Origin of the sequence: Paenibacillus tabacirhizosphaerae (assembly GCF_040812395.1) — a bacterium.
GTDB lineage: Bacteria > Bacillota > Bacilli > Paenibacillales > NBRC-103111 > Paenibacillus_E.
Map to the genome: position 1 here is coordinate 350,566 of NZ_JBFNXH010000001.1, position 19,095 is coordinate 369,660.

Genomic DNA, 19,095 nt, shown 5'->3' on the forward strand with positions numbered 1-19,095 from the left:
CTAACCACCGTTTGCGGTCAGAAAGGGATGCTTTGAATACAATTAATCTTCGATTGTCGATAAATCGCCTGTTGGCAAATTAAGCTCCCACGCCTTCAGTACGCGGCGCATAATTTTTCCGCTTCGCGTTTTAGGCAGTTTATCTTTGAACTCGATTTCCCGAGGCGCTGCATGGGCAGACAGCCCTTCTTTGACGAATTTGGAAATATCCGCTTTGAGTTCATCCGAAGGTGAATAGCCTTCACGAAGAGCGATGAATGCTTTAATGATCTCACCACGCATAGGATCAGGCTTGCCGATAACCCCGGCTTCAGCTACCGCTGGATGCTCTACCAGCTTGCTCTCGACCTCGAAAGGTCCAACGCGTTCGCCAGACGTGTTAATGACATCGTCGACGCGCCCTTGGAACCAGAAGTAACCATCCTCATCTTGGTAAGCTGAATCCCCTGAAACATACCAGCCATCTAACCGGAAATATTCTTCGTATTTGGAAGGATTATTCCAAATTTTGCGCATCATGGACGGCCAAGGCGTCTTGATAGCCAGGTTGCCCATGCGATAAGGAAGCAATACATTGCCGGAATCGTCGATGATGGCGGCGTCAACGCCAGGAATAGGCCGTCCCATTGATCCTGGCTTGATTGCCATGGAAGGATAATTACAGATCAATTGCCCTCCTGTTTCCGTCATCCACCACGTATCATGAATACGTTGATTGTATACTTTAAGTCCCCAACGCACCACTTCCGGGTTCAGAGGCTCTCCCACACTCAATACGTGGCGAAGCGAAGACAGATCAAATTGCTTGACCACCTCATCGCCAGCACCCATCAGCATGCGAAATGCCGTAGGAGCACTGTACCAGACCGTTACACCATATTTCTGTATCGTATTGTACCAATCCTGCGGGCTAAAGCGGCCCCCGCGAATAACATTCGTTGCGCCGTTCAGCCAAGGTGCGAAAATACCGTAAGAAGTACCCGTTACCCAACCTGGATCCGCTGTACACCAATAGATATCATCTTCTTGCAAATCCAAAACGATTTTACCTGTAAAATAATGCTGAATCATCGCATTGTGAACATGGAAGACACCTTTGGGCTTGCCTGTGGATCCTGACGTGTAATGAATGATGAGACCGTCTTCACGATCCACCCATTCGATTTCCAGGTCGGTCGAAGCTCCCTCCATTTTGGCGAAATAGTCAACTTGTCCCTCAGCGGGCTCAATATCCTGGCCAACCAGAATGACATGTTTCAGATGAGGCAGTTCAGAAACTGGAACGCGGGACAATAGGCTTGGCGTCGTCACAATCGCAACCGCAGCGCTGTCTTCCAAGCGGTCTCTTACCGCCGTTTCCATGAATGCTTCAAAAAGAGGGCCTACAACAGCGCCTACCTTAATCGTACCGAGTAAAGCATAATACAGTTCAGGTGTCCGAGGCATGAAAATAAACACACGCTCTCCTTTACCGACACCCAGGTCACGCAACACGTTGCCAAACTGATTTGATTTCGCTTTCATTTGCGCAAATGTGATAGCTTCCTCGCGTTGATTGTCGCTGTAATAAAGCGCAACCTTGTCACCTTTAGCGGTATCCGCATGCCGATCAATCGCCTCATATGCCAAATTTACTTTGCCGGTTTGGGACCAGGAAAAGCTCGTCTCAACTTCATTCCAATTAAAATTCGCACGAGTTTGCTCATAGCTGTTCATATTCGGGTTAGGGGATACCGCTTCAATAAGTTCCACTTTCATTTGATCCATGTTCGTAAAGCCCTCCTCACAGTTTTAACCGCTTTCATTTTATTGATCTTTTCACGCAAAATGTGATCGCTTTTTGATATATTCTATTATATCACAACGATAATTTTTCGCCTATGCCCAATACGGGTTTACAGCCATCAAAGTTGTTTTCGATAATCCGAAACCTTATCCTTTCTTTTATGGTAATATATATGATGACCGAATGGAAAAGGAAACTTTACTCATGCTGTTTTTCAAAAGGAGAGCTTAGGTTATGCAGCATATTAAAAAATATCACTCGCACAGCTTTCGCGCTGCTCCGGATCAACCTGAAATTATCATAGAAGGGCCTGTCTCGCCAGAAAGTCTGCAGGAATTATCCATGCATGTAAAATTGGATGCTTTCCGAAGGCCAAAAGAGCAGTTAGAAGCTCTTATTGAGATCACACAATTGCCTGAAGGACGTATTCTATTAGCAAGAGACGGATCGACGATCGTCGGGTATGTCACTTTTCATTATCCGGATGAAATTGAACGTTGGTCGCAAGGGCATATGCCAGATCTGATCGAGCTCGGGGCCATTGAAGTTGCGGACGAATACCGGTCTTTGGGATTAGGAAAAAAAATGATCCAGCTTGCCTTCAAGGATGACCAGCTTGAAAATGTTATCTGTTTCACAACGGAATATTATTGGCATTGGGATTTGGAAAAGAGCGGGCTGACGGTGTGGGAATATCGCCAAATGATGGAAAAGCTGATGAAATCCGTCGATATGGTGTGGTTCGCTACCGATGACCCCGAGATTTGTTCACACCCGGCCAACTGCCTGATGGTTCGTATCGGCAAGAATGTGCCTCTATCTTCTGCTGAGCAGTTTGACCGCATTCGTTTTCAGCAGCGATTCATGTATTAATCCATGTGCCATAATGCTTCCTAACAGGCCATGCAAGCGATTCTGGGGGAATAATTCGACATGAATAAGCAAGCGTTCAATCCCGTCTTCATCTATGACGATCAAGAAATTCAATATAAATTTAACGAGGAGCACCCGTTTAATCAGGACAGGCTTCTCCTGACAGTCGACCTGTTGCGCAAAGCCGGAGCGCTCCCGGACAGTGCGCTGAGGTTGCCGCGGCCAGCAACAGATGAGGAGCTGCTGAGGGTTCATGCACCCGCTTACATTGAAGCGGTGAAAGCGCTTAGCAGCGCCGTGCCGGAGGAACGGTGGGTCCAGGAAGCGGCACGCTTCGGACTCGACACCGACGACACGCCGTACTTCGCCGGGATGCACGACATCACGGCGAACGTCGTTGGAGGCTCCATCACCGCAGCGGAGCTGGTGATGTCTGGCGCCGCCCCGCACGCCCTCCATCTGGGCGGCGGCTTGCACCATGCGCTGCACAGCAAGGGTGCGGGCTTTTGCGTTTACAACGACGCTTCTGCGGCGATTGCGCATGTCAAAGAGACGTACGGCGCGAAGGTGCTGTACGTTGATACGGACGTGCATCATGGGGATGGCGTACAGTGGAACTTCTACGCTGATCCCCAGGTATGCACGCTGTCTATTCATGAGACGGGGAAATATTTGTTCCCCGGCACAGGCGCTGTGAACGAACGCGGCGAAGGCGATGCGTTCGGTACGACGATTAACATGCCGGTGGAGCCCTACACCGAGGATGAGTCATGGCTGGAGTGCTTCGGTGAGGTGCTCACCGAAACTGTAGCCCGCTTCCAGCCGGATGTCATTATTTCGCAGCACGGGTGCGATGCCCATGCTTTCGATCCGCTTGCGCATGTGCACTGCTCCATGCGCGTGTACAAAGCCATGCCCGAGCTCATCCACTCTCTATCGCACCAATGGTGCGAAGGGCGCTGGATCGCGCTCGGGGGCGGCGGGTACGACATCTGGCGTGTCGTGCCGCGGGCTTGGAGCCTGCTCTGGCTCGTTATGAGCGAGCAGGAAGTTCTTCACCAGCTGGATGCGAAACCCCAGCTGCAACTGCCCCAGGTGTGGCTGGACGCATGGCAGAGCAAGAGCCCGATCCAGCTGCCCAATACGTGGCTGGATCCTGTAGATGCCTGGACGCCCATTCCAAGGCGCCAAGTAATCGAAGAGAAGAATCGGCAAACAAAAGAACTTGCTATGATGTACTTAAAATAAGGAAGCCTCTCCCGATTTGCTTTTGAAGATGAACCACCTCGGGAGTCTGAAGTATATTAGATGTAGGAAAAAAGCTCAGGATCACGCCGGGAGGGCGCGTCCTGAGCTTTTCACTTTTGGTCAGCAACCATTAAAGGTGCTTGACAATATCCTCAACCATTTTATAGGAATTCTCCGAAGCTTGCACCGTAAATTCAGCAAAATTCACGTGAGCGGATCCATCAGCCTTATCCGACATGGACCGGATAACCACATAAGGAGTATCGTTCATGGAGCACACTTGAGCGACTGAAGCTCCCTCCATCTCCACACAAACACCATTAAGCTCCTCGTGCAGCTTAGCAACGATATCCCGGCTGGCTACAAACTGGTCGCCGGATAATACTCTCCCCCGTTTAACCTTGCCGGCAAAAAGTCTTTCCCCAGATGCTGACGCAAGCTCAACCAGCTTGCTGTCTGCTTCAAATACCGATTTGGCTTCATATGGAATAACACCGCGCGGAAAGCCAAGCGCCGTCACATCCATGTCATGCTGCAAGCATTCACTGGACACAACGATGTCGCCAATATTCAATTGAGGATCAAGCGCACCTGCCACGCCTGTGAAAATAATGGCTTCTACCCCAAACTGATCAATCAAAATTTGCGTCGTTACCGCAGCATTGACTTTCCCGACACCCGTACGGCAAACGACGACTTGTTTATTGAAGTAGCTGCCTTCCCGAAACAAGATTCCCGCTTTCGTCGACTCTTTTATATCTTGCATATGTGAAAGTAAAAACTCGATTTCCTCGTTCATCGCCCCGATGAGCGCTATTTTATTCCATGTCATCCCTATATCACTTTCCCTTCTGTACATGAGAAAACCTCTATCGCAAACATTCACGAATGAACGACCACGTTTAGAGGTTATCTTTTGAATCCGCAATGCAATGGCTCCTTACGCTTGAGCCACTGAATGACGGTAAATGATTTCATGCGGCAATACAACTTGCATATTATCTGTAGACTCTTTGTTCATCAACTTCGTCAACAGACGCATGGATACGGCACCAATATCGTACATAGGCTGAGCGACCGTTGTCAAAGTTGGTCTCACCATCGAAGCCATCCGGATATTATCAACACTAATGACTGCAATATCCTGCGGGACCTTGAGACCGTTATCTTGGATCGTATGAATAGCGCCGATCGCCATTTCATCCGTAGCCGAGAAGATCGCGCTTGGTCGAGGCGACTGCTCCAAGAAGTAGTTCACAGCATCCACACTGGATTCATATCGGTAGTTACCGATACGCACATATTCATCGCGAACTGGAATACCGGCAGTCTCCAAAGCTCTTTTGTAGCCTTGGTACCGTGCGAACCCATTCGCCGGATCTTGCAGCGTTCCAGAAATCATTGCAATATCACGATGACCGCCTGCAATCAGCACATTCACAGCATCAAATGCCGCCTTCTCATGATCAATATCAACGGAAGGCATCGTTTGGTTCTCATCTTTCGTTCCACATAGCACGACAGGAACGGATGATGTGCGGAAGGCTTGAATATGATCCTCCGTCACCACGCCGCCCATGAACAGAAGTCCATCCACTTGCTTTTCGAGCAGCGTATTAATCACACGGATTTCTTTCTCTTTCTTCTTATCCGCGTTACACAAAATAATATTATAATGGTACATATTCGCAATATCTTCAATTCCGCGCGCCACTTCTGCAAAAATGGAATTCGAGATATCGGGAATCACAACGCCGACTGTCGTTGTTTTCTTGCTTGCGAGACCTCTTGCCACCGCATTTGGGCGATAACCGAGCCGTTCAATCGCTTCAAAAACCTTTTTTCGTGTCTGTGGCTTCACATTCGGATTGTTGTTAACAACCCTCGAAACGGTCGCCATCGAAACTCCTGCTTCTCTAGCTACATCATAAATGGTTACGGTCACGGTTACTCTCTCCATATTCAAAAGTATTCTGCGATCCTATCATATTACCGTTATGATACGACAAATTAATTCATCTTGCAATGAAAAATGAAAATGCTTTGAAAATAATTTTACAGATTTTCATGGGAATTTTCAAATCTAGCTTCTATAACCACAAAAGCCAATCTCGATTGAGATTGGCCACTTGCGGATTATGTCGAAATTGTACTTTGTGTAATTTGCGACAACCGTTTGCGAATTTCATTCGTCCAAGGTTCGTCGCCCAGCGATTGCGCGAGAAGAAGGATGTCAAGAAGTTCATTTATGCGCTCTTCCACGATCTTTTCCATGGAATCATTCATATGTTCTTTCTCCGTCACTTTCAGCAGCAAATAAGCGACTTCTGAAAGCTCATGGAAAAAAAACTGCTGTTTCTCAGGTTTGCTTCCTAACTTGCCGATCAAGCCAGTGAGCTCCGGTTTGACATGAGGTACTACCTCGCTTCTGCCGCACGCTTCGCAAGAATAAATAGGCACATTTTCAATATCGACTTTGTTTTGATAGATAACCGTACGCAGACGAAGGTTCATCGCGCGTCCGCACTTGCAATACTTTTGCATCCAAAACACTCCTTCATGACAGGCGGCGAGTACATACTTTGCTTGTACTAACGTATTCTACGATATCGGCCAATTTCCTCCCGAAATCTAAGTAGTAGTTTTTGCCACCAATGGAAGAGAAGTGTCAGTTTTCCTGATGTTCTTTAAACTTGATAAGTTCATCCACAAATCGTTTTGAGAATGCCGGTAGATCCGGCGGACGACGTCCTGAAATGATATTACGATCTACGACAACTTCTTCATCAACCCACGTAGCTCCCGCATTTTCAATATCATCGCGAATGCCTGGCGTAGAAGTCATGGTGTAGCCATTTACGATTTTCGCAGAAATCAGCACCCATCCGGCATGACAGATTTGTGCGATCGGTTTCGCAGCAGCATGAAATTCCTGCGTTAAACGAAGTACATCCGGATACCGGCGGAGCTTGTCGGGCGCCCAGCCCCCAGGTACGTAAAGTCCAATGTAATCAGACGATTGCACTTCGCCAAACGCATAATCCGTCGTAATCGGAACGCCGTATTTGCCATGATAAACAGCTTTCGCCTTAGGCCCGATAATATCAACGACAGCCCCTGACTCTCTTAACCGCAGGACTGGATACCACATTTCCAGATCTTCAAACTCCTCGTCAACGAACGCTAACACTTTGCTACCTGTTAATCCCATTCGTGTTCCCTCCTAATAATGTTTCTCCCGTGTAACTCGCATCTGAAGCAATTACTACGGCCTTTCCTCTTTCTTCTGCTTCCTTTTGCGCGAGTAATTCAGTGATCTGTTGACTTGTTTTGCAAGTCAGAATCTGATCCACCAGCTCTTTGCATTTGGAAACATCGCTCGCAATTAGGCTGTGTTTCACTTGCAGCAGCGTCTGAACGGAGATACTAAGCTCCTCAATGCCTAATCCTAGCCAAATCGGGAGCGCTCTAATATCGCCTGCCATCTCACCGCACACGCCTACGGGTATGCCAACCCTTTTGGCTGAATCAATCACATGTTTCAATAATCGGATAACCGCGGGATGATATGGATCATATAAATGCGCGATATTCTCATTCATGCGATCCACAGCCAGCACATACTGGACGAGATCGTTCGTACCTATGCTTATAAAATTAACTTCGCTTGCCAGCATGTCGGCAATGAGCGCTGCGGCCGGCACCTCAATCGTTAAGCCTACTTCAATCTGAGCATTGAATGGAACCCCATGTTCGCTTAGCTCAAGCTTTGCTTCTTCCAGCATGGCCTTGGCTTGCCGTACTTCGTCTAGCGAAGTTACCATTGGGTACATAATCTTCACCGGCCCATAGCTGCTTGCTCTTAAAATTGCCTTGAGTTGCGTCATGAACAAGTCTTTGCGATCCAACGAAATGCGGATAGCCCGATAACCAAGAAACGGATTATCTTCTTTAGCCAGCGGCAAATAATCAAGCTTTTTGTCTCCGCCAATATCGAGTGTTCGGATAATAATCGGTTTCCCTTGCAGTTGTCTTACCGCGTGCCGGTATACCTCAAACTGCTCTTCCTCGCTTGGAAGCGAATCCCGATCCATGTACAAATACTCAGTTCGAAACAACCCTACCCCGGAAGCGCCGTTGCGCAGTACTTGTTCAATCTCCATCACTGAGTTCATGTTGGCGTACAGGGTCACCAGCTGCTTATCCAGTGTCATCGGCGCTACATCCGCGATCTCCTGCAAGCTCTCTTTAAATTCGAGCCAATTCTGCTTCCTCGCTTTGTATCGTTCGATTGTTGTTTGATCTGGATTTATGTAGAGCGTGCCTTCTTGACCGTCAATAATCAGGAAATCGCCATTTTGGATCGGTCTAAGCAGTTTGCCTTCCAAACCCAACACATAAGGAACCGACATCGCTCTTGCCATGATCGATACGTGCGAATGCGTGCCCCCGAGGATGGTAAGCAAACCTAGCACCTTACCCGGGTCTAGATGAGCTAATTGCGATGGCGTCAACTCCTTCGCCACCAGGATATAGGGATGATCGACCGGTGGAACATTCGAGCTCGTATCGCCAAGCAAATGCTTGAGAAGCCTGTTGCCGACATCTTTAATATCGAGAGCGCGCTCCTTCATGTATTCGTCATCGATCAGATTAAACATCCCGACAAACTTATCGATGACTTCTTTCACCGCGACTTCTGCAGCCTTATATTGAAGCTCGATGATCCCTTGAATTTCGTTCATAAAAATGGGGTCTTCCAAAATGGCCAAATGGGCATCGAAAATATACGACTGGTCTTGCCCCACCACTTCTTTAATTTCTTGCTTAATAAGCTCAAGCTCATCTTTGGATGAACGAATTCCATCATACAAACGCTCAAATTCATATGCCAGATCCGTTACATCAATCATTTTCTCCGGAAAATCCCACTCCCAGGTTGGAATGACGAACGCTTTGCCCATCGCAATTCCCGAAGACGCTCCTATCCCTCTGATCATCCGTTAGTCCCTCCTGACGGTTTAGTAGGTTTTAAGACGACGGACATCACAGAACCTTGCCCTTTCTTGACAGATTTAAACGGAGCGTAGCTCCACGATTTAACAAGATCCGGATTTGTAATGATCATTGGTGTCGCCATTGATGAAGCAAATTTTTTGACTTTATTCAAGTTGAATTTCACCAGCAATTGGCCCGGCTCAACCTGATCGCCCTCTTTAACCACAGCTGTAAAGCATTTCCCCGGCAAGCTCGCCGTGTCTATGCCAATATGCAGCAGCACTTCCAGCCCTTCTTCCGTTAAAATCCCAAGCGCATGCATCGTCGGGTAAATGTGCATAATTGTGCCTGCCACAGGCGAAACCAATTCCCCTTTTTCCGGAAAAAAAGCAACGCCGTTACCGACCAATCGGGAGGCAAATATGCGATCCGGCACTTCCTCAATCGGAATCATTCGCCCTTGCATCGGTGCGTTAAACAGCACCACATGAATATCTTTGCGCAACACTTTCATGATTTCTTCGCGAATCAGCTCTGAGAATGTTCCGAACACGACCTGAACATTACCTCCCCCAAGACGTATGACGCCTGCCGCTCCCAGATGCCGTAAGGCCGTGATGTCCATCAGACGATCGTTGACAAGGGTAAGTCGCAGTCTAGTTATGCAGGCTTCAATCTTCTTAATATTGTCTTTCCCGCCAAGCGCTTGCAGAATGAGCGGAGATCGAGAAGGAATGTCGCCTGCCCACTCCTCCAAAGAGGACCCTTCCTCCCTGCCGGGTGTTGGAATCTGGAATCTCCGAATAGCCCATCTGAATAAGAAGTAATACAAGAGCCCATATACCAGTCCAATGGGTATTAACAATAACCCGTGATGCGATAAATGCAGGTTAATCACATAATCAATAGCCCCTGCCGAATAAGAGAAACCGTGTTGAATATTCAAGTAGTAGGCAATCCACATCGCGGCTCCGGATAGGATCGCGTGCACCACGAAAAGATAAGGAGCCACGAATAGAAATGCAAATTCAATCGGCTCAGTCACCCCGGTCAGGAATGATGCTAAGGCTGCAGTAAGGAAGGTTGCTTTGATCTTCGGTTTCAAATCCTCCCGCGCTTCTCCAATAATTGCAAAGGCGATCGCCGGAAGAGCAAACATCATGATGGGGTACAATCCGGCCATATATGTCCCGGCCGTCGGATCACCGGCAAAAAACCTCGGAAGATCCCCATACACCATATTGCCATCTGCTGATTTGTACGCACCCACTTGAAACCAGAAGAAATTGTTCAGAATATGGTGTAAACCCGAGGGAACGAGCAAACGGTGAGCAATTCCATAGAGGAAAGCGCCAAAGCCGCCCAATCCAAGCAGCCAATTGGATAATTTGGCCATACCCATTTCGAGATATGGACCCAAAACAATCATAATGTAAGAAACGATAAGCGTTGCTAGCCCCATCACAAGAGGAACGATTCGAGGCCCTCCGAAAAATTGAATATATTCCGGGAGCTTTACTTCTTTAAAGCGATGATAAATAATAGCAGCCAGAAGACCAATCAAAATCCCACCTGATACTCCGAGCTGAAAATCGGTTCCCAGTTGGCTTTCAATCAGTCTTGTAAACATAAAATAGCCAAGCATGGCGGATAACCCGGCAATCCCAGCACTCTCCGTTAATCCTAACGCAACACCAACAGCAAAAATGATCGGTATGTAGTCAAAAACGGTATTTCCTGCTAGCAGCAGCATATCCCCGAAGCTGGAAGCATGAATCGCATCCCATGGTAAATCCCCTAGACGAAGCAACACAGCAGCAATAGGAAGCGCAATGGTAGGCAGCATTAAAGAGCGGCCGAGCTGTTGTAAATTTCCCATCCAGTTCAAACAAAAGCTACCTCCCTAGAGTTTCGTAGAAAACTCACTCCATGATCGTAAGTTTTTCTATTCAAATCGTATAGCTTGTCAGCCCTTTTGTCAAAAACAAAATAAGCAGGCCGCATGTCGACCTGCTCTTCGAACGATTAGCTTGATTTATTGTTAAATCCCTGTATTTTGATTGTATTGATTCCCCCGATAATTCGCCGTGTGGTAGGCATTCGGAGATACCGTTTGTTGGGTGTAGGATTGATTCGTTTGCACACTTCCGCCAAATTGGGTTGCACCATATTGCTGCTGATTGCTAGAAAAAATGGGTTGTTGGGATTGAGCAGCCCCAAATTGGTTTTTGAAATAATTATTATTGTTCGTGTTGTTATTGTTTGAATATGTGGAATATCCGCTTTGGAAACTGGTTTGCTGCTGCGTAGGCGCAATCGATTCAGAACGATAGAAATCGTGCCCGGCTTGGTTTCCGCGGTAATTGGCTGTGTGAAAAGCGTCTGGAGCTACCGTTTGCCCATAACTTTGGTTTTGGCTTTGGTTCGTCTGGGCTGTATTCTGTCCATAATACGATTGCACATAGCCTACTGGCTGATATTGTTTCTGCCCGCCCTGATACTGGGAGGTGATGCTTTGAATTCCCTGATATCCCTGGTTTCCTTGTGCTCCTTGGGAATTCTGACTGCCAAAAGATGAAGATCCGAAGTTGTTGAAGTTATTTGTATACATTTGCATTTCCTCCTCTGAATCTCATTGTTGTTTTAGCCTCTTTTTAGAGCCCTCTTTATTCTCTCCGTCTATATTCTTTTTATTTATGGAAGCTCTTGGCTCGGAAGTCCGAAATGTCACCTGATTTCTGCAACCTTATCGTAGATTAGGGGGAAGCTACAACCAGATGTGAAACGACGAAAGCATTACTATACTTTATATACACATAAATTGACTATATAAAGATAAGTATGCCATAATCTTTATGTACCTTCATATTTTCTACTTTCGAGGAGTGATTAAATGTCTTACGATGTTATCATTATTGGAGCAGGGCCTACGGGTTCAAGCGCAGCTTTATTTACAGCAAAAGCAGGCAAGAAAACACTCGTCATTGACAATGATCAAAGCGTTACAAAAAGAGCTTGGATTGAAAATCACTACGGAGTAGAAGCCATTACAGGACCCGACCTCGTGGAAATCGGAAAAAAGCAAGCGGCTAAATTCGGCGCCGAATTCATTCAAGGCAAAGCCACACATTTAGAGAAATCCGGTGACATATTATTCCGTGTAACGACAGAAAACGAATCCTATGAAGGCTCTCATGTTATTCTCGCAACAGGGCTATCTGTCGAGCTTGCTGAAGCTGCAGGCATTCGAACAAAACCAGGTACCGAGCCTCGCATTAAGGCAATCGTTGACGCGGATGCACAAGGGCGATCCAGCTTAAGTGGCGTTTGGGCAGCAGGCACAACAGCGGGCGTTAGCATGCATACGATTATCACTGCTGGAGACGGTGCGAAAGTTGCAATTCATGTAATCAGCGAGATTAACGGCGAGCGTTATGTCGATCATGATGTTTTAAAGGCTTAATCTCTTTCGAAGTAAAAAAAAGGACCCCTTCCTGGTATTCCAAGAAGGGGTCCTTTCGGTATGGAAATGCTTAGTTATTTCTTGGATTCAGAATGGCATCCTCGACTTTAATGCAGCGATCCATGATGACTTCAAGCCCTGCATCCTTGGCAATCTGGCCTGCTTCCTCGTTGATGATGTCCAATTGAAGCCAGAACACTTTAGCTTTAATTTTAACGGCTTCTTCAGCAATTGGCACCACTTGATCCGCACGACGGAACACATTGACGATATCGACTGGTTCCGGTATATCCGAAAGAGAAGCGTAGCTTTTCTCGCCTAATATCTCCGTTGCATTCGGATTTACCGGTATAATGCGGTAGCCCCTGCTTTGCATGGCAGCCGCAACCATATGCGAAGTACGGTCCGGATTATCGGACAAACCTACAACAGCAATATTGCCGGCATTGGCCAGCAGCACTTTGATTTGCTCACGTGATGGATTTTCCAAGGCCATTGTCAATCCTCCTATTTTTTCAAATACGTCAACCCTTGTTTGCCCATGGCTGACCAGCTTTCAATAAACTGTGCTTTGTTCACCTGTACCTGCTTACTGCCCTTTAGCGGATCATTCAAGTAGACGTTCTCTTCATCATATCCTACTAATAAAACAGCATGCTCTGCATATGACGTTTTAAGCGGGCCAGTCGGCGTATCCCAAGTTACCCATTTGTAAGGAAGATTATAGTCAATTGTTGTCCAAACCACGACTGGGATACCACTGGCTACCTGCTGTTCATACAGCTCAAACGGCTCGTCCGTTACATCAATAGCGGATGGCATGTAGGTTTTCAAGAGCGGGAACAGGCCCGCATGATAGATGCCAAATCCTCGCTGCTTGCGGGTTACGTCACCGACAAAGCCTGTATTCGGATTCCCCCAATAGCTGATTGTGCCATCCGCTTGAAGGGTTGCTGGCGTATTGTCCTTCGGCATTTCGGCCGCAAGCTCCATTTTTCCTATATTTACACCGCTGAACTGAAGCAGCATGGCCAAGCTTGTTACTTCACAACCTGCCGGCAATTCAGGCAATTGTTTAACGACAGGCGCATCAATCATAGCTGACTTTAGCTTTTCTTGGACGAGGGGCGGAGTTACCTCGATTGTTTTAACGGGTGGGGGCGCAACAATATGCACCGCAGTACCCGCAGCGAATAATGCAGGCTCCTTACCAGTCGCTTTAGCATACAACAGTACTGCAAAAACGCTGCTAGCAAATACTAAGCCTGCTACGAGGAAAAATCCTAACGTCACCTTTAATCCTTGCCAAATAATCCTCATGCTGATTCACCCGTTCGTTGATTTGACAATCCTTATTCGCTCACAAGTTCAACCTGAGCACCGATTGAACGCAAATGATCAAAATATTGCGGGTAGGATTTAGCCACGTGATGAGCATCCTTAATGGTCAGACCTTTTTTGGAACGTAAGCCAACAACCGTTAAGGCCATGATAACGCGATGGTCGAAATGCGCGTTTATTTCAACGCCTCCCTCCACACCCTCAGGTTTACCATGAATGATAATTTCGCTCTGACGCTCTTCTACATCGGCACCGGCTTTACGCAATTCATTCAAGTAATCGGTGATGCGGTCGCACTCTTTATAACGCAAATTTTCAACATTATAGAAACGCGATGTTCCTTCTGCGAATACCGCAGCAGCCACCATTGCCAGAACAGCATCGGTGAAATGATCGCCATCAAACTCTCCGGCAATCAGCTTCTGGTTGCCGCGCACTTGAACAACCCCGTTGTCATGCGTCAAATTAACGCCCATAGCTCGCAGAACATCAACACAAGCCTTTTCCCCCTGCTTGCTATTCTCCTCAAGACGCAGTACGCGCACATCTGAATTCGTCACAGCTGCCGCTGCCAGGATAGCGGCAGAGCCCGGATAGTCACCCTGGATCACATATTCCTTAGCTTGGTAAGATTGGCCTCCAGGTATACGGTAGTGCATTAGATCTTCACTGGCATGAACGATAATTCCTGCTTGTTCAAGCACTTCAAGCGTTTGACCCACAATAATTTTTGATTTCAAATCATGCAATACTTCAATTTCGCTGTCTTCTTCAAGCAACGGTGTCATAAACAAAAGCGAACTTAGGAATTGGGAGCTCACATTCCCCGAAACCGTAAGTTTACCGCCGCGGGGCTGCCCCCCTTTTATTGTTATCGGCAGACGTCCATTCGAATGTTCGACCTCAACGCCCATTTGCTGCAAAGTTTCAATTAAATCATCATGCGGACGCTTGCCTAACGATTCAGGATACGTATTGACGAATGTCAAATTCGGACAAAATGCCGCTGTCGACATTAAAAAGCGAAGAACCGCGCCTGCATTGCCAACATTCAGTTCGGATACGTGCTTAGGATGTTTCCCAAAGCCTGTGATCACAATTTTCTCATCGTCCTCTTCAATAACTGCCCCTAAATCGCGCACACAGCGTCTCATTGCATCGCTATCCTCGCTATGAGCCGGATAATAGATCGTACTCGTACCATCCGCCAAAGCGCCGATCAGCAGGTAACGAGTCGTATAATTTTTAGACGATAATGCATTGATTTCGCCTTGAAGCTCGGCGGTTGGTTTCACAATAGCTTTCATGTAAAGGGTCCCCCTAAAAGTTTTTCGCCAGAAAACTGGCTTCGCAAGTTTTATGTAATATTCGATGAACGCTAGTCTAACGTCGCATACTCAAAAAGGTGCACACGTTCAGGCTTGTACAACCCAACCACGCAGCAATTCGAGGCTTACCAATTTAACGTGCAGCATGTGGCAAAAGTCCCGCCTATAAGCAGCTTTCAGCGGCCAAAAGCAAGGCGGCGCACCCAGCAAACTTATCAAAAACAACCCAAAAGATCCACTGTCAGTGTACCATATGGAATAGAACTTGGGAACCTTCCGACCAAGTGAAAAGCAAGTTGAACTCAACCAGTGGCGCCTATGGACTTCTCTCTAGAGGAGCACTTCTCCACAGCGATCCGCATCCAATTAACAAGTTGAGCCGCCCTTGAAATTAACCATCGGTTTGACATCTTCTCTGATTCTTTCTATCATTACTTATGATGGGACTTCTTCCCAGTCACAATGAAGCTAGGAGGCTTATCAATTGGATACCATTGCTCCATCCGAAGTTAAAGAAAGATTGAGTCGCGGAGAACAGCTAACGATCGTCGATGTACGCGAAGATGAAGAAGTAGCTGAAGGCATCATTTCCGGCGCCAAACACATCCCTTTGGGGCAGCTCCCTGAGCGTCATACCGAAATTCCCCAAACAGATGAAGTCATTCTCGTTTGCCGAAGCGGCAACCGGAGCGGTCGAGCGCTGGGCTACTTAGAATCACTTGGGTATAAAGGTCTTAAAAATATGTCTGGCGGTATGTTGGAATGGGAGGACTAAACTTCTAAGCTTGTCCTTCTTCCTCGCCAAATCTTTTTAAAATCTCTTCCACAATTTCATCCGACGTAAGCTCTGTAGTGTCAATCGTCGTATGCACAAAGTCATAAGCATGCTTCCTCTGCTCTAATAACGTGTAGACGCGATCTGTTAGATTCCCCTGCAAAAGAGGGCGATTGCTGTCACTGCTAACGCGCTGAATAATCGTCTCAGGAGTCGCGTATAAGGCGACAACATATCCATTTTGCAGCATGCAAGTTTGATTGCTCTCGGCAAGAACAGCACCTCCGCCGGTAGCAAGAACCTGGTGCTCATTCTTAAGTATATCTTGCAGCGCCCTGCTCTCCAAAGCGCGGAAATGTTCTTCACCCTGAGTGCGGAACAAGTCAGGGATCGACATCATCTGTTGCTTTTCAACGACCGCATCCGAGTCTTGAAATGTCCAACCCAAGCGCTCAGCCAGCTTCGAACCTACAGTCGATTTCCCTGTCCCCATGAAACCTACAAGAACGATATTTCTTCTTGTCACGTTAATCCCCTTTTCCCATAAGCTATTCATACAAACTTTCCCAACATCATACCACATGAAAGGCAAGTCATGAATACAAACCTTAAAAAAAACATATAGTATTGTGAATAAATTCCAGCACATGAAATGGAATGAAAAAAGACCATATGCCGACAAGGAGAGATGGAGCTTTGAACCAAACTGTCGCCTATCCCAACCATACAAAGGGCAAACTGGAGCAAATTTTACATCCAAGCTATCCGCTGTGCAAAGACGATGTTGTCTGGATTCTGGAATTCATCAAGAAAAAAGTGGCTGAAGAAGACCCGCAAATGCAGGGCCTTGCTCAACCACGTTTAATGAGAAATTTTCGTTATTTTGCTGAAGTTGCGATGATGCTCATTCATAAAAGAAATGGCTTCGATCAAGAAGCCGATCGATTAAAAATGTGGCTTCGCGAAGCAGCGTACGGCTTACAGGAGGATACTAAGTAGCCTGCAAACCCTGCTTATATCTTCTTATATACGGCTTAGTTTTCCATCCAGTTGAAGTGGAAAGTTCCTTCTTTGTCCACACGTTGGAAAGTGTGAGCGCCGAAATAATCGCGCTGTGCTTGCAGCAAGTTCGCTGGCAATCTTTCTGTACGGTAGCTATCGTAATAAGCCAGTGCCGATGCGAAAGAAGGAACGGCGATTCCGCGAGTTACCGCTTCAGCGATTACTTGTCTCCAAGATTGTTGATAATTGTCGACAACACCGTTGAAATAAGAATCCAGAAGCAAGTTTTTCAACTGCGGATCACGGTCATAGGCATCTTTAATATTTTGCAGGAAGCGAGCGCGGATGATACAGCCTCCGCGGAAAATCATCGCGATGCTGCCATATTTCAGATCCCAGTTATATTCTTCAGAAGCAGCTCTCATCTGAGCGAAACCTTGAGCATAAGAACAAATTTTACTTGCATAAAGCGCTTGGCGAACAGCCTCAATAAACGCTTTGCGATCGCCGGTAAAGGCTGGAGCAGCAGGTCCTTTGAGCACTTTGCTAGCCGCAACGCGTTCTTCTTTCATCGCGGAGATGAAACGGGAGAATACGGATTCCGTAATGATGGAAAGCGGCACGCCAAGATCCAAAGCACTTTGGCTGGTCCATTTTCCTGTTCCCTTTTGGCCAGCGGAATCCAGAATGACGTCAACCATCGGTTTACCTGTCTCTGCATCATACTTCGTGAAAATATCTCTGGTGATTTCGATCAGATAGCTGTCGAGCTCACCGTTATTCCATTCCGTAAATATTTCATGAAGCTCTTCCGTGCTTACGTTCAGCACGTCTTTGAGCAATTGGTACGCTTCGCAAATCAACTGCATATCGCCGTACTCAATACCATTGTGCACCATTTTCACATAGTGTCCCGCACCATCCGGTCCGATATACGTACAGCAAGGGTCCCCGCCAACTTTAGCAGAAATAGCTGTAAGAATAGGCTCTACCAGTTTGTAAGCAGATTCTTGGCCGCCTGGCATGATTGAAGGGCCTTTAAGGGCGCCTTCTTCACCGCCGGACACGCCTGTTCCGACAAAACGGATGCCATGAGCTTCCAATTCTTTGTTACGGCGCTGTGTATCCGGGAAGAACGCATTGCCTCCGTCAATAAGAATGTCGCCTTTGTCCAGATGAGGAAGCAATTGATTGATCGTATCATCCGTAGGTCCGCCCGCTTTGACCATGATCAAAATTTTACGGGGAACTTCCAAGGACTGTACGAACTCCTCTACGCTGTATGTACCTACTAAATTTTTACCTGGAGCTTCTTGAAGAAGCTCTTTTGTTTTTTCGGAAGAACGGTTGAAAACCGATACGCTGAATCCTCTGCTTTCGATGTTCAGAGCCAGGTTTTTCCCCATAACCGCAAGACCAACCACACCAATTTGTTGTTTCGACATGTTTCTCATACACCCTTCCGATAAATAGTCCGATAATAGGTATTAAATCGTCATCGCGCCAAAACCGCCATCCACTCTTAAAACAGTACCCGTCACAAAGCTTGACGCCTTCTCAGAGGCCAGATACACCGCTGCGCCTTGCAGCTCAGCCGCTTCACCGAACCGATTCATCGGCGTATGACGCATGATGGACTCGATCCGATCTGGCGATAAGATCTTACGATTCTGCTCCGCCGGGAAAAAACCAGGAATGATCGCGTTAACGCGTACACGGCTAGGAGCAAATTCACGGGCCAGATTTTGTGTGATATTATTGACGGCAGCTTTGGAGGCGGAGTAAGTGAATACGCGAGAAAGCGGCGGATCCGATGAAACGGACGAAATATTGATAATACTTCCGCCTTCACCACGATCAACCATATATTTCCCAAACACTTGGCAAGCTAACACGACGCTTTTTAAATTAACCTCCATAATAGAATCCCATTCTTCCATGGAAATGTCAAAGAAAGGTGTCGCACTATTTTTACCTGGACAATTCATTAAGATATCCGCCTGCCCGGACCAAGCAATAACTTCTTTCAATACTTGCTCCAAATCCTCGCGTTTGGTCGCATCCGCTTGGAAGCAATTCGCTTCTCCGCCGACGGACACAATCGCCTGACAGACCTGCTCGCTCTTCTCCTGATTGCGGCCTACAATGGCTACTTTCGCCCCGTGCCCACCAAGCGCGACGGCCATGGAACCTCCAAGCGTGCTGTTTCCGCCAATAATAACTGCTGTTTTGCCAGTAAGATCAAATAAGTTCATCTTCGTCATCCTCTCTTCTTAAGCGT

19 protein-coding genes are annotated in these 19,095 nt (G+C 47.1%); 5 read left to right on the plus strand and 14 right to left on the minus strand.

What is annotated here, in order from left to right; translation table 11 throughout:
- Nucleotides 1-42: 42 nt before the first annotated feature.
- Nucleotides 43-1,767 (minus strand): acetate--CoA ligase, encoded by a 1,725-nt coding sequence (gene acsA / locus ABRS97_RS01620; RefSeq protein WP_367811147.1) that lies wholly within the window; start codon nt 1,765-1,767, stop codon nt 43-45.
- 253 nt (nt 1,768-2,020) lie between these two features.
- Between acsA and ABRS97_RS01625 the strand changes: the two genes are divergently transcribed.
- Nucleotides 2,021-2,659, plus strand: coding sequence for a GNAT family N-acetyltransferase (locus tag ABRS97_RS01625; RefSeq protein WP_367811148.1), 639 nt, complete (start codon nt 2,021-2,023; stop codon nt 2,657-2,659).
- Nucleotides 2,660-2,719: 60 nt separating this feature from the next.
- Nucleotides 2,720-3,907, plus strand: coding sequence for an acetoin utilization protein AcuC (locus ABRS97_RS01630; RefSeq protein ID WP_367811149.1), 1,188 nt, complete (start codon nt 2,720-2,722; stop codon nt 3,905-3,907).
- Nucleotides 3,908-4,037: 130 nt separating this feature from the next.
- Here the strand turns inward: ABRS97_RS01630 and ABRS97_RS01635 are convergent, their stop codons facing one another.
- The 7 genes from ABRS97_RS01635 to ABRS97_RS01665 all read right to left on the minus strand — a co-directional run bounded on the left by ABRS97_RS01635 (nt 4,038) and on the right by ABRS97_RS01665 (nt 11,516).
- Nucleotides 4,038-4,739, minus strand: coding sequence for a 5'-methylthioadenosine/adenosylhomocysteine nucleosidase (locus tag ABRS97_RS01635; RefSeq protein WP_367811397.1), 702 nt, complete (start codon nt 4,737-4,739; stop codon nt 4,038-4,040).
- A gap of 108 nt (nt 4,740-4,847) precedes the next feature.
- Nucleotides 4,848-5,852, minus strand: a complete 1,005-nt coding sequence (gene ccpA / locus ABRS97_RS01640; protein ID WP_367811150.1) for a catabolite control protein A — start codon at nt 5,850-5,852, stop codon at nt 4,848-4,850.
- 191 nt (nt 5,853-6,043) lie between these two features.
- Nucleotides 6,044-6,451: a hypothetical protein gene (locus tag ABRS97_RS01645; protein ID WP_367811151.1), complete on the minus strand. Its 408-nt coding sequence runs from the start codon at nt 6,449-6,451 to the stop codon at nt 6,044-6,046.
- Nucleotides 6,452-6,575: 124 nt separating this feature from the next.
- Nucleotides 6,576-7,118 (minus strand): type 1 glutamine amidotransferase domain-containing protein, encoded by a 543-nt coding sequence (locus ABRS97_RS01650; protein ID WP_367811152.1) that lies wholly within the window; start codon nt 7,116-7,118, stop codon nt 6,576-6,578.
- Entirely contained in the window at nt 7,102-8,907 is a 1,806-nt protein-coding gene (gene ptsP, locus ABRS97_RS01655; protein ID WP_367811153.1) for a phosphoenolpyruvate--protein phosphotransferase, read from the minus strand. Before ptsP ends, ABRS97_RS01650 begins: the two co-directional genes overlap by 17 nt.
- Complete coding sequence (locus tag ABRS97_RS01660) at nt 8,904-10,793, minus strand: glucose PTS transporter subunit IIA (RefSeq protein WP_367811154.1); 1,890 nt, start codon at nt 10,791-10,793, stop codon at nt 8,904-8,906. The genes ptsP and ABRS97_RS01660 overlap by 4 nt, the downstream gene beginning before the upstream one ends.
- Before the next feature lie 153 nt (nt 10,794-10,946).
- Complete coding sequence (locus ABRS97_RS01665) at nt 10,947-11,516, minus strand: hypothetical protein (protein ID WP_367811155.1); 570 nt, start codon at nt 11,514-11,516, stop codon at nt 10,947-10,949.
- A 282-nt stretch (nt 11,517-11,798) separates the two neighbouring features.
- On the opposite strand from ABRS97_RS01665, the gene ABRS97_RS01670 reads away from it, so the two are divergent.
- The gene (locus tag ABRS97_RS01670) at nt 11,799-12,368 is read left to right on the plus strand and encodes an NAD(P)/FAD-dependent oxidoreductase (RefSeq protein WP_367811156.1); all 570 of its coding nucleotides are present in this window, start codon (nt 11,799-11,801) and stop codon (nt 12,366-12,368) included.
- 70 nt (nt 12,369-12,438) lie between these two features.
- Here the strand turns inward: ABRS97_RS01670 and ABRS97_RS01675 are convergent, their stop codons facing one another.
- Genes ABRS97_RS01675 through aroA form a run of 3 tightly spaced genes read right to left on the minus strand, consistent with a single transcriptional unit; the run spans nt 12,439 to nt 15,016 of the window.
- Nucleotides 12,439-12,864: a CoA-binding protein gene (locus ABRS97_RS01675; protein WP_367811157.1), complete on the minus strand. Its 426-nt coding sequence runs from the start codon at nt 12,862-12,864 to the stop codon at nt 12,439-12,441.
- Between the two features lie 11 nt (nt 12,865-12,875).
- The gene (locus ABRS97_RS01680; RefSeq protein ID WP_367811158.1) at nt 12,876-13,688 is read right to left on the minus strand and encodes a C39 family peptidase; all 813 of its coding nucleotides are present in this window, start codon (nt 13,686-13,688) and stop codon (nt 12,876-12,878) included.
- A 32-nt stretch (nt 13,689-13,720) separates the two neighbouring features.
- Nucleotides 13,721-15,016, minus strand: a complete 1,296-nt coding sequence (aroA, locus tag ABRS97_RS01685; protein ID WP_367811159.1) for a 3-phosphoshikimate 1-carboxyvinyltransferase — start codon at nt 15,014-15,016, stop codon at nt 13,721-13,723.
- Nucleotides 15,017-15,521: 505 nt separating this feature from the next.
- On the opposite strand from aroA, the gene ABRS97_RS01690 reads away from it, so the two are divergent.
- Nucleotides 15,522-15,812: a rhodanese-like domain-containing protein gene (locus ABRS97_RS01690; protein ID WP_367811160.1), complete on the plus strand. Its 291-nt coding sequence runs from the start codon at nt 15,522-15,524 to the stop codon at nt 15,810-15,812.
- 4 nt (nt 15,813-15,816) lie between these two features.
- Here the strand turns inward: ABRS97_RS01690 and ABRS97_RS01695 are convergent, their stop codons facing one another.
- A complete protein-coding gene (locus ABRS97_RS01695) occupies nt 15,817-16,338 on the minus strand; it encodes a shikimate kinase (protein ID WP_367811161.1) in 522 nt (173 codons plus the stop codon).
- 146 nt (nt 16,339-16,484) lie between these two features.
- On the opposite strand from ABRS97_RS01695, the gene ABRS97_RS01700 reads away from it, so the two are divergent.
- Nucleotides 16,485-16,811 (plus strand): hypothetical protein, encoded by a 327-nt coding sequence (locus ABRS97_RS01700; RefSeq protein WP_483312508.1) that lies wholly within the window; start codon nt 16,485-16,487, stop codon nt 16,809-16,811.
- 35 nt (nt 16,812-16,846) lie between these two features.
- Here ABRS97_RS01700 and gndA read toward each other — a convergent pair whose 3' ends face one another.
- Entirely contained in the window at nt 16,847-18,259 is a 1,413-nt protein-coding gene (gene gndA, locus ABRS97_RS01705; protein ID WP_367811163.1) for an NADP-dependent phosphogluconate dehydrogenase, read from the minus strand.
- A gap of 42 nt (nt 18,260-18,301) precedes the next feature.
- On the minus strand, nt 18,302-19,069 hold the full coding sequence (locus ABRS97_RS01710; RefSeq protein ID WP_367811164.1) for an SDR family oxidoreductase: 768 nt from the start codon (nt 19,067-19,069) through the stop codon (nt 18,302-18,304).
- Between the last annotated feature and the right edge of the window lie 26 nt (nt 19,070-19,095).

What these genes read in the sequence shown, in the direction of transcription:
- acsA (WP_367811147.1), bottom strand. Translation starts at nt 1,767, where the DNA reads ATGGATCAAATGAAAGTGGAACTTATTGAAGCGGTATCCCCTAACCCG.
- ABRS97_RS01625 (WP_367811148.1), top strand. Translation starts at nt 2,021, where the DNA reads ATGCAGCATATTAAAAAATATCACTCGCACAGCTTTCGCGCTGCTCCG.
- ABRS97_RS01630 (WP_367811149.1), top strand. Translation starts at nt 2,720, where the DNA reads ATGAATAAGCAAGCGTTCAATCCCGTCTTCATCTATGACGATCAAGAA.
- ABRS97_RS01635 (WP_367811397.1), bottom strand. Translation starts at nt 4,739, where the DNA reads ATGACATGGAATAAAATAGCGCTCATCGGGGCGATGAACGAGGAAATC.
- ABRS97_RS01645 (WP_367811151.1), bottom strand. Translation starts at nt 6,451, where the DNA reads ATGCAAAAGTATTGCAAGTGCGGACGCGCGATGAACCTTCGTCTGCGT.
- ABRS97_RS01650 (WP_367811152.1), bottom strand. Translation starts at nt 7,118, where the DNA reads ATGGGATTAACAGGTAGCAAAGTGTTAGCGTTCGTTGACGAGGAGTTT.
- ptsP (WP_367811153.1), bottom strand. Translation starts at nt 8,907, where the DNA reads ATGATCAGAGGGATAGGAGCGTCTTCGGGAATTGCGATGGGCAAAGCG.
- ABRS97_RS01665 (WP_367811155.1), bottom strand. Translation starts at nt 11,516, where the DNA reads ATGTATACAAATAACTTCAACAACTTCGGATCTTCATCTTTTGGCAGT.
- ABRS97_RS01670 (WP_367811156.1), top strand. Translation starts at nt 11,799, where the DNA reads ATGTCTTACGATGTTATCATTATTGGAGCAGGGCCTACGGGTTCAAGC.
- ABRS97_RS01675 (WP_367811157.1), bottom strand. Translation starts at nt 12,864, where the DNA reads ATGGCCTTGGAAAATCCATCACGTGAGCAAATCAAAGTGCTGCTGGCC.
- ABRS97_RS01680 (WP_367811158.1), bottom strand. Translation starts at nt 13,688, where the DNA reads ATGAGGATTATTTGGCAAGGATTAAAGGTGACGTTAGGATTTTTCCTC.
- aroA (WP_367811159.1), bottom strand. Translation starts at nt 15,016, where the DNA reads ATGAAAGCTATTGTGAAACCAACCGCCGAGCTTCAAGGCGAAATCAAT.
- ABRS97_RS01700 (WP_483312508.1), top strand. Translation starts at nt 16,485, where the DNA reads ATGCCGACAAGGAGAGATGGAGCTTTGAACCAAACTGTCGCCTATCCC.
- gndA (WP_367811163.1), bottom strand. Translation starts at nt 18,259, where the DNA reads ATGTCGAAACAACAAATTGGTGTGGTTGGTCTTGCGGTTATGGGGAAA.
- ABRS97_RS01710 (WP_367811164.1), bottom strand. Translation starts at nt 19,069, where the DNA reads ATGAACTTATTTGATCTTACTGGCAAAACAGCAGTTATTATTGGCGGA.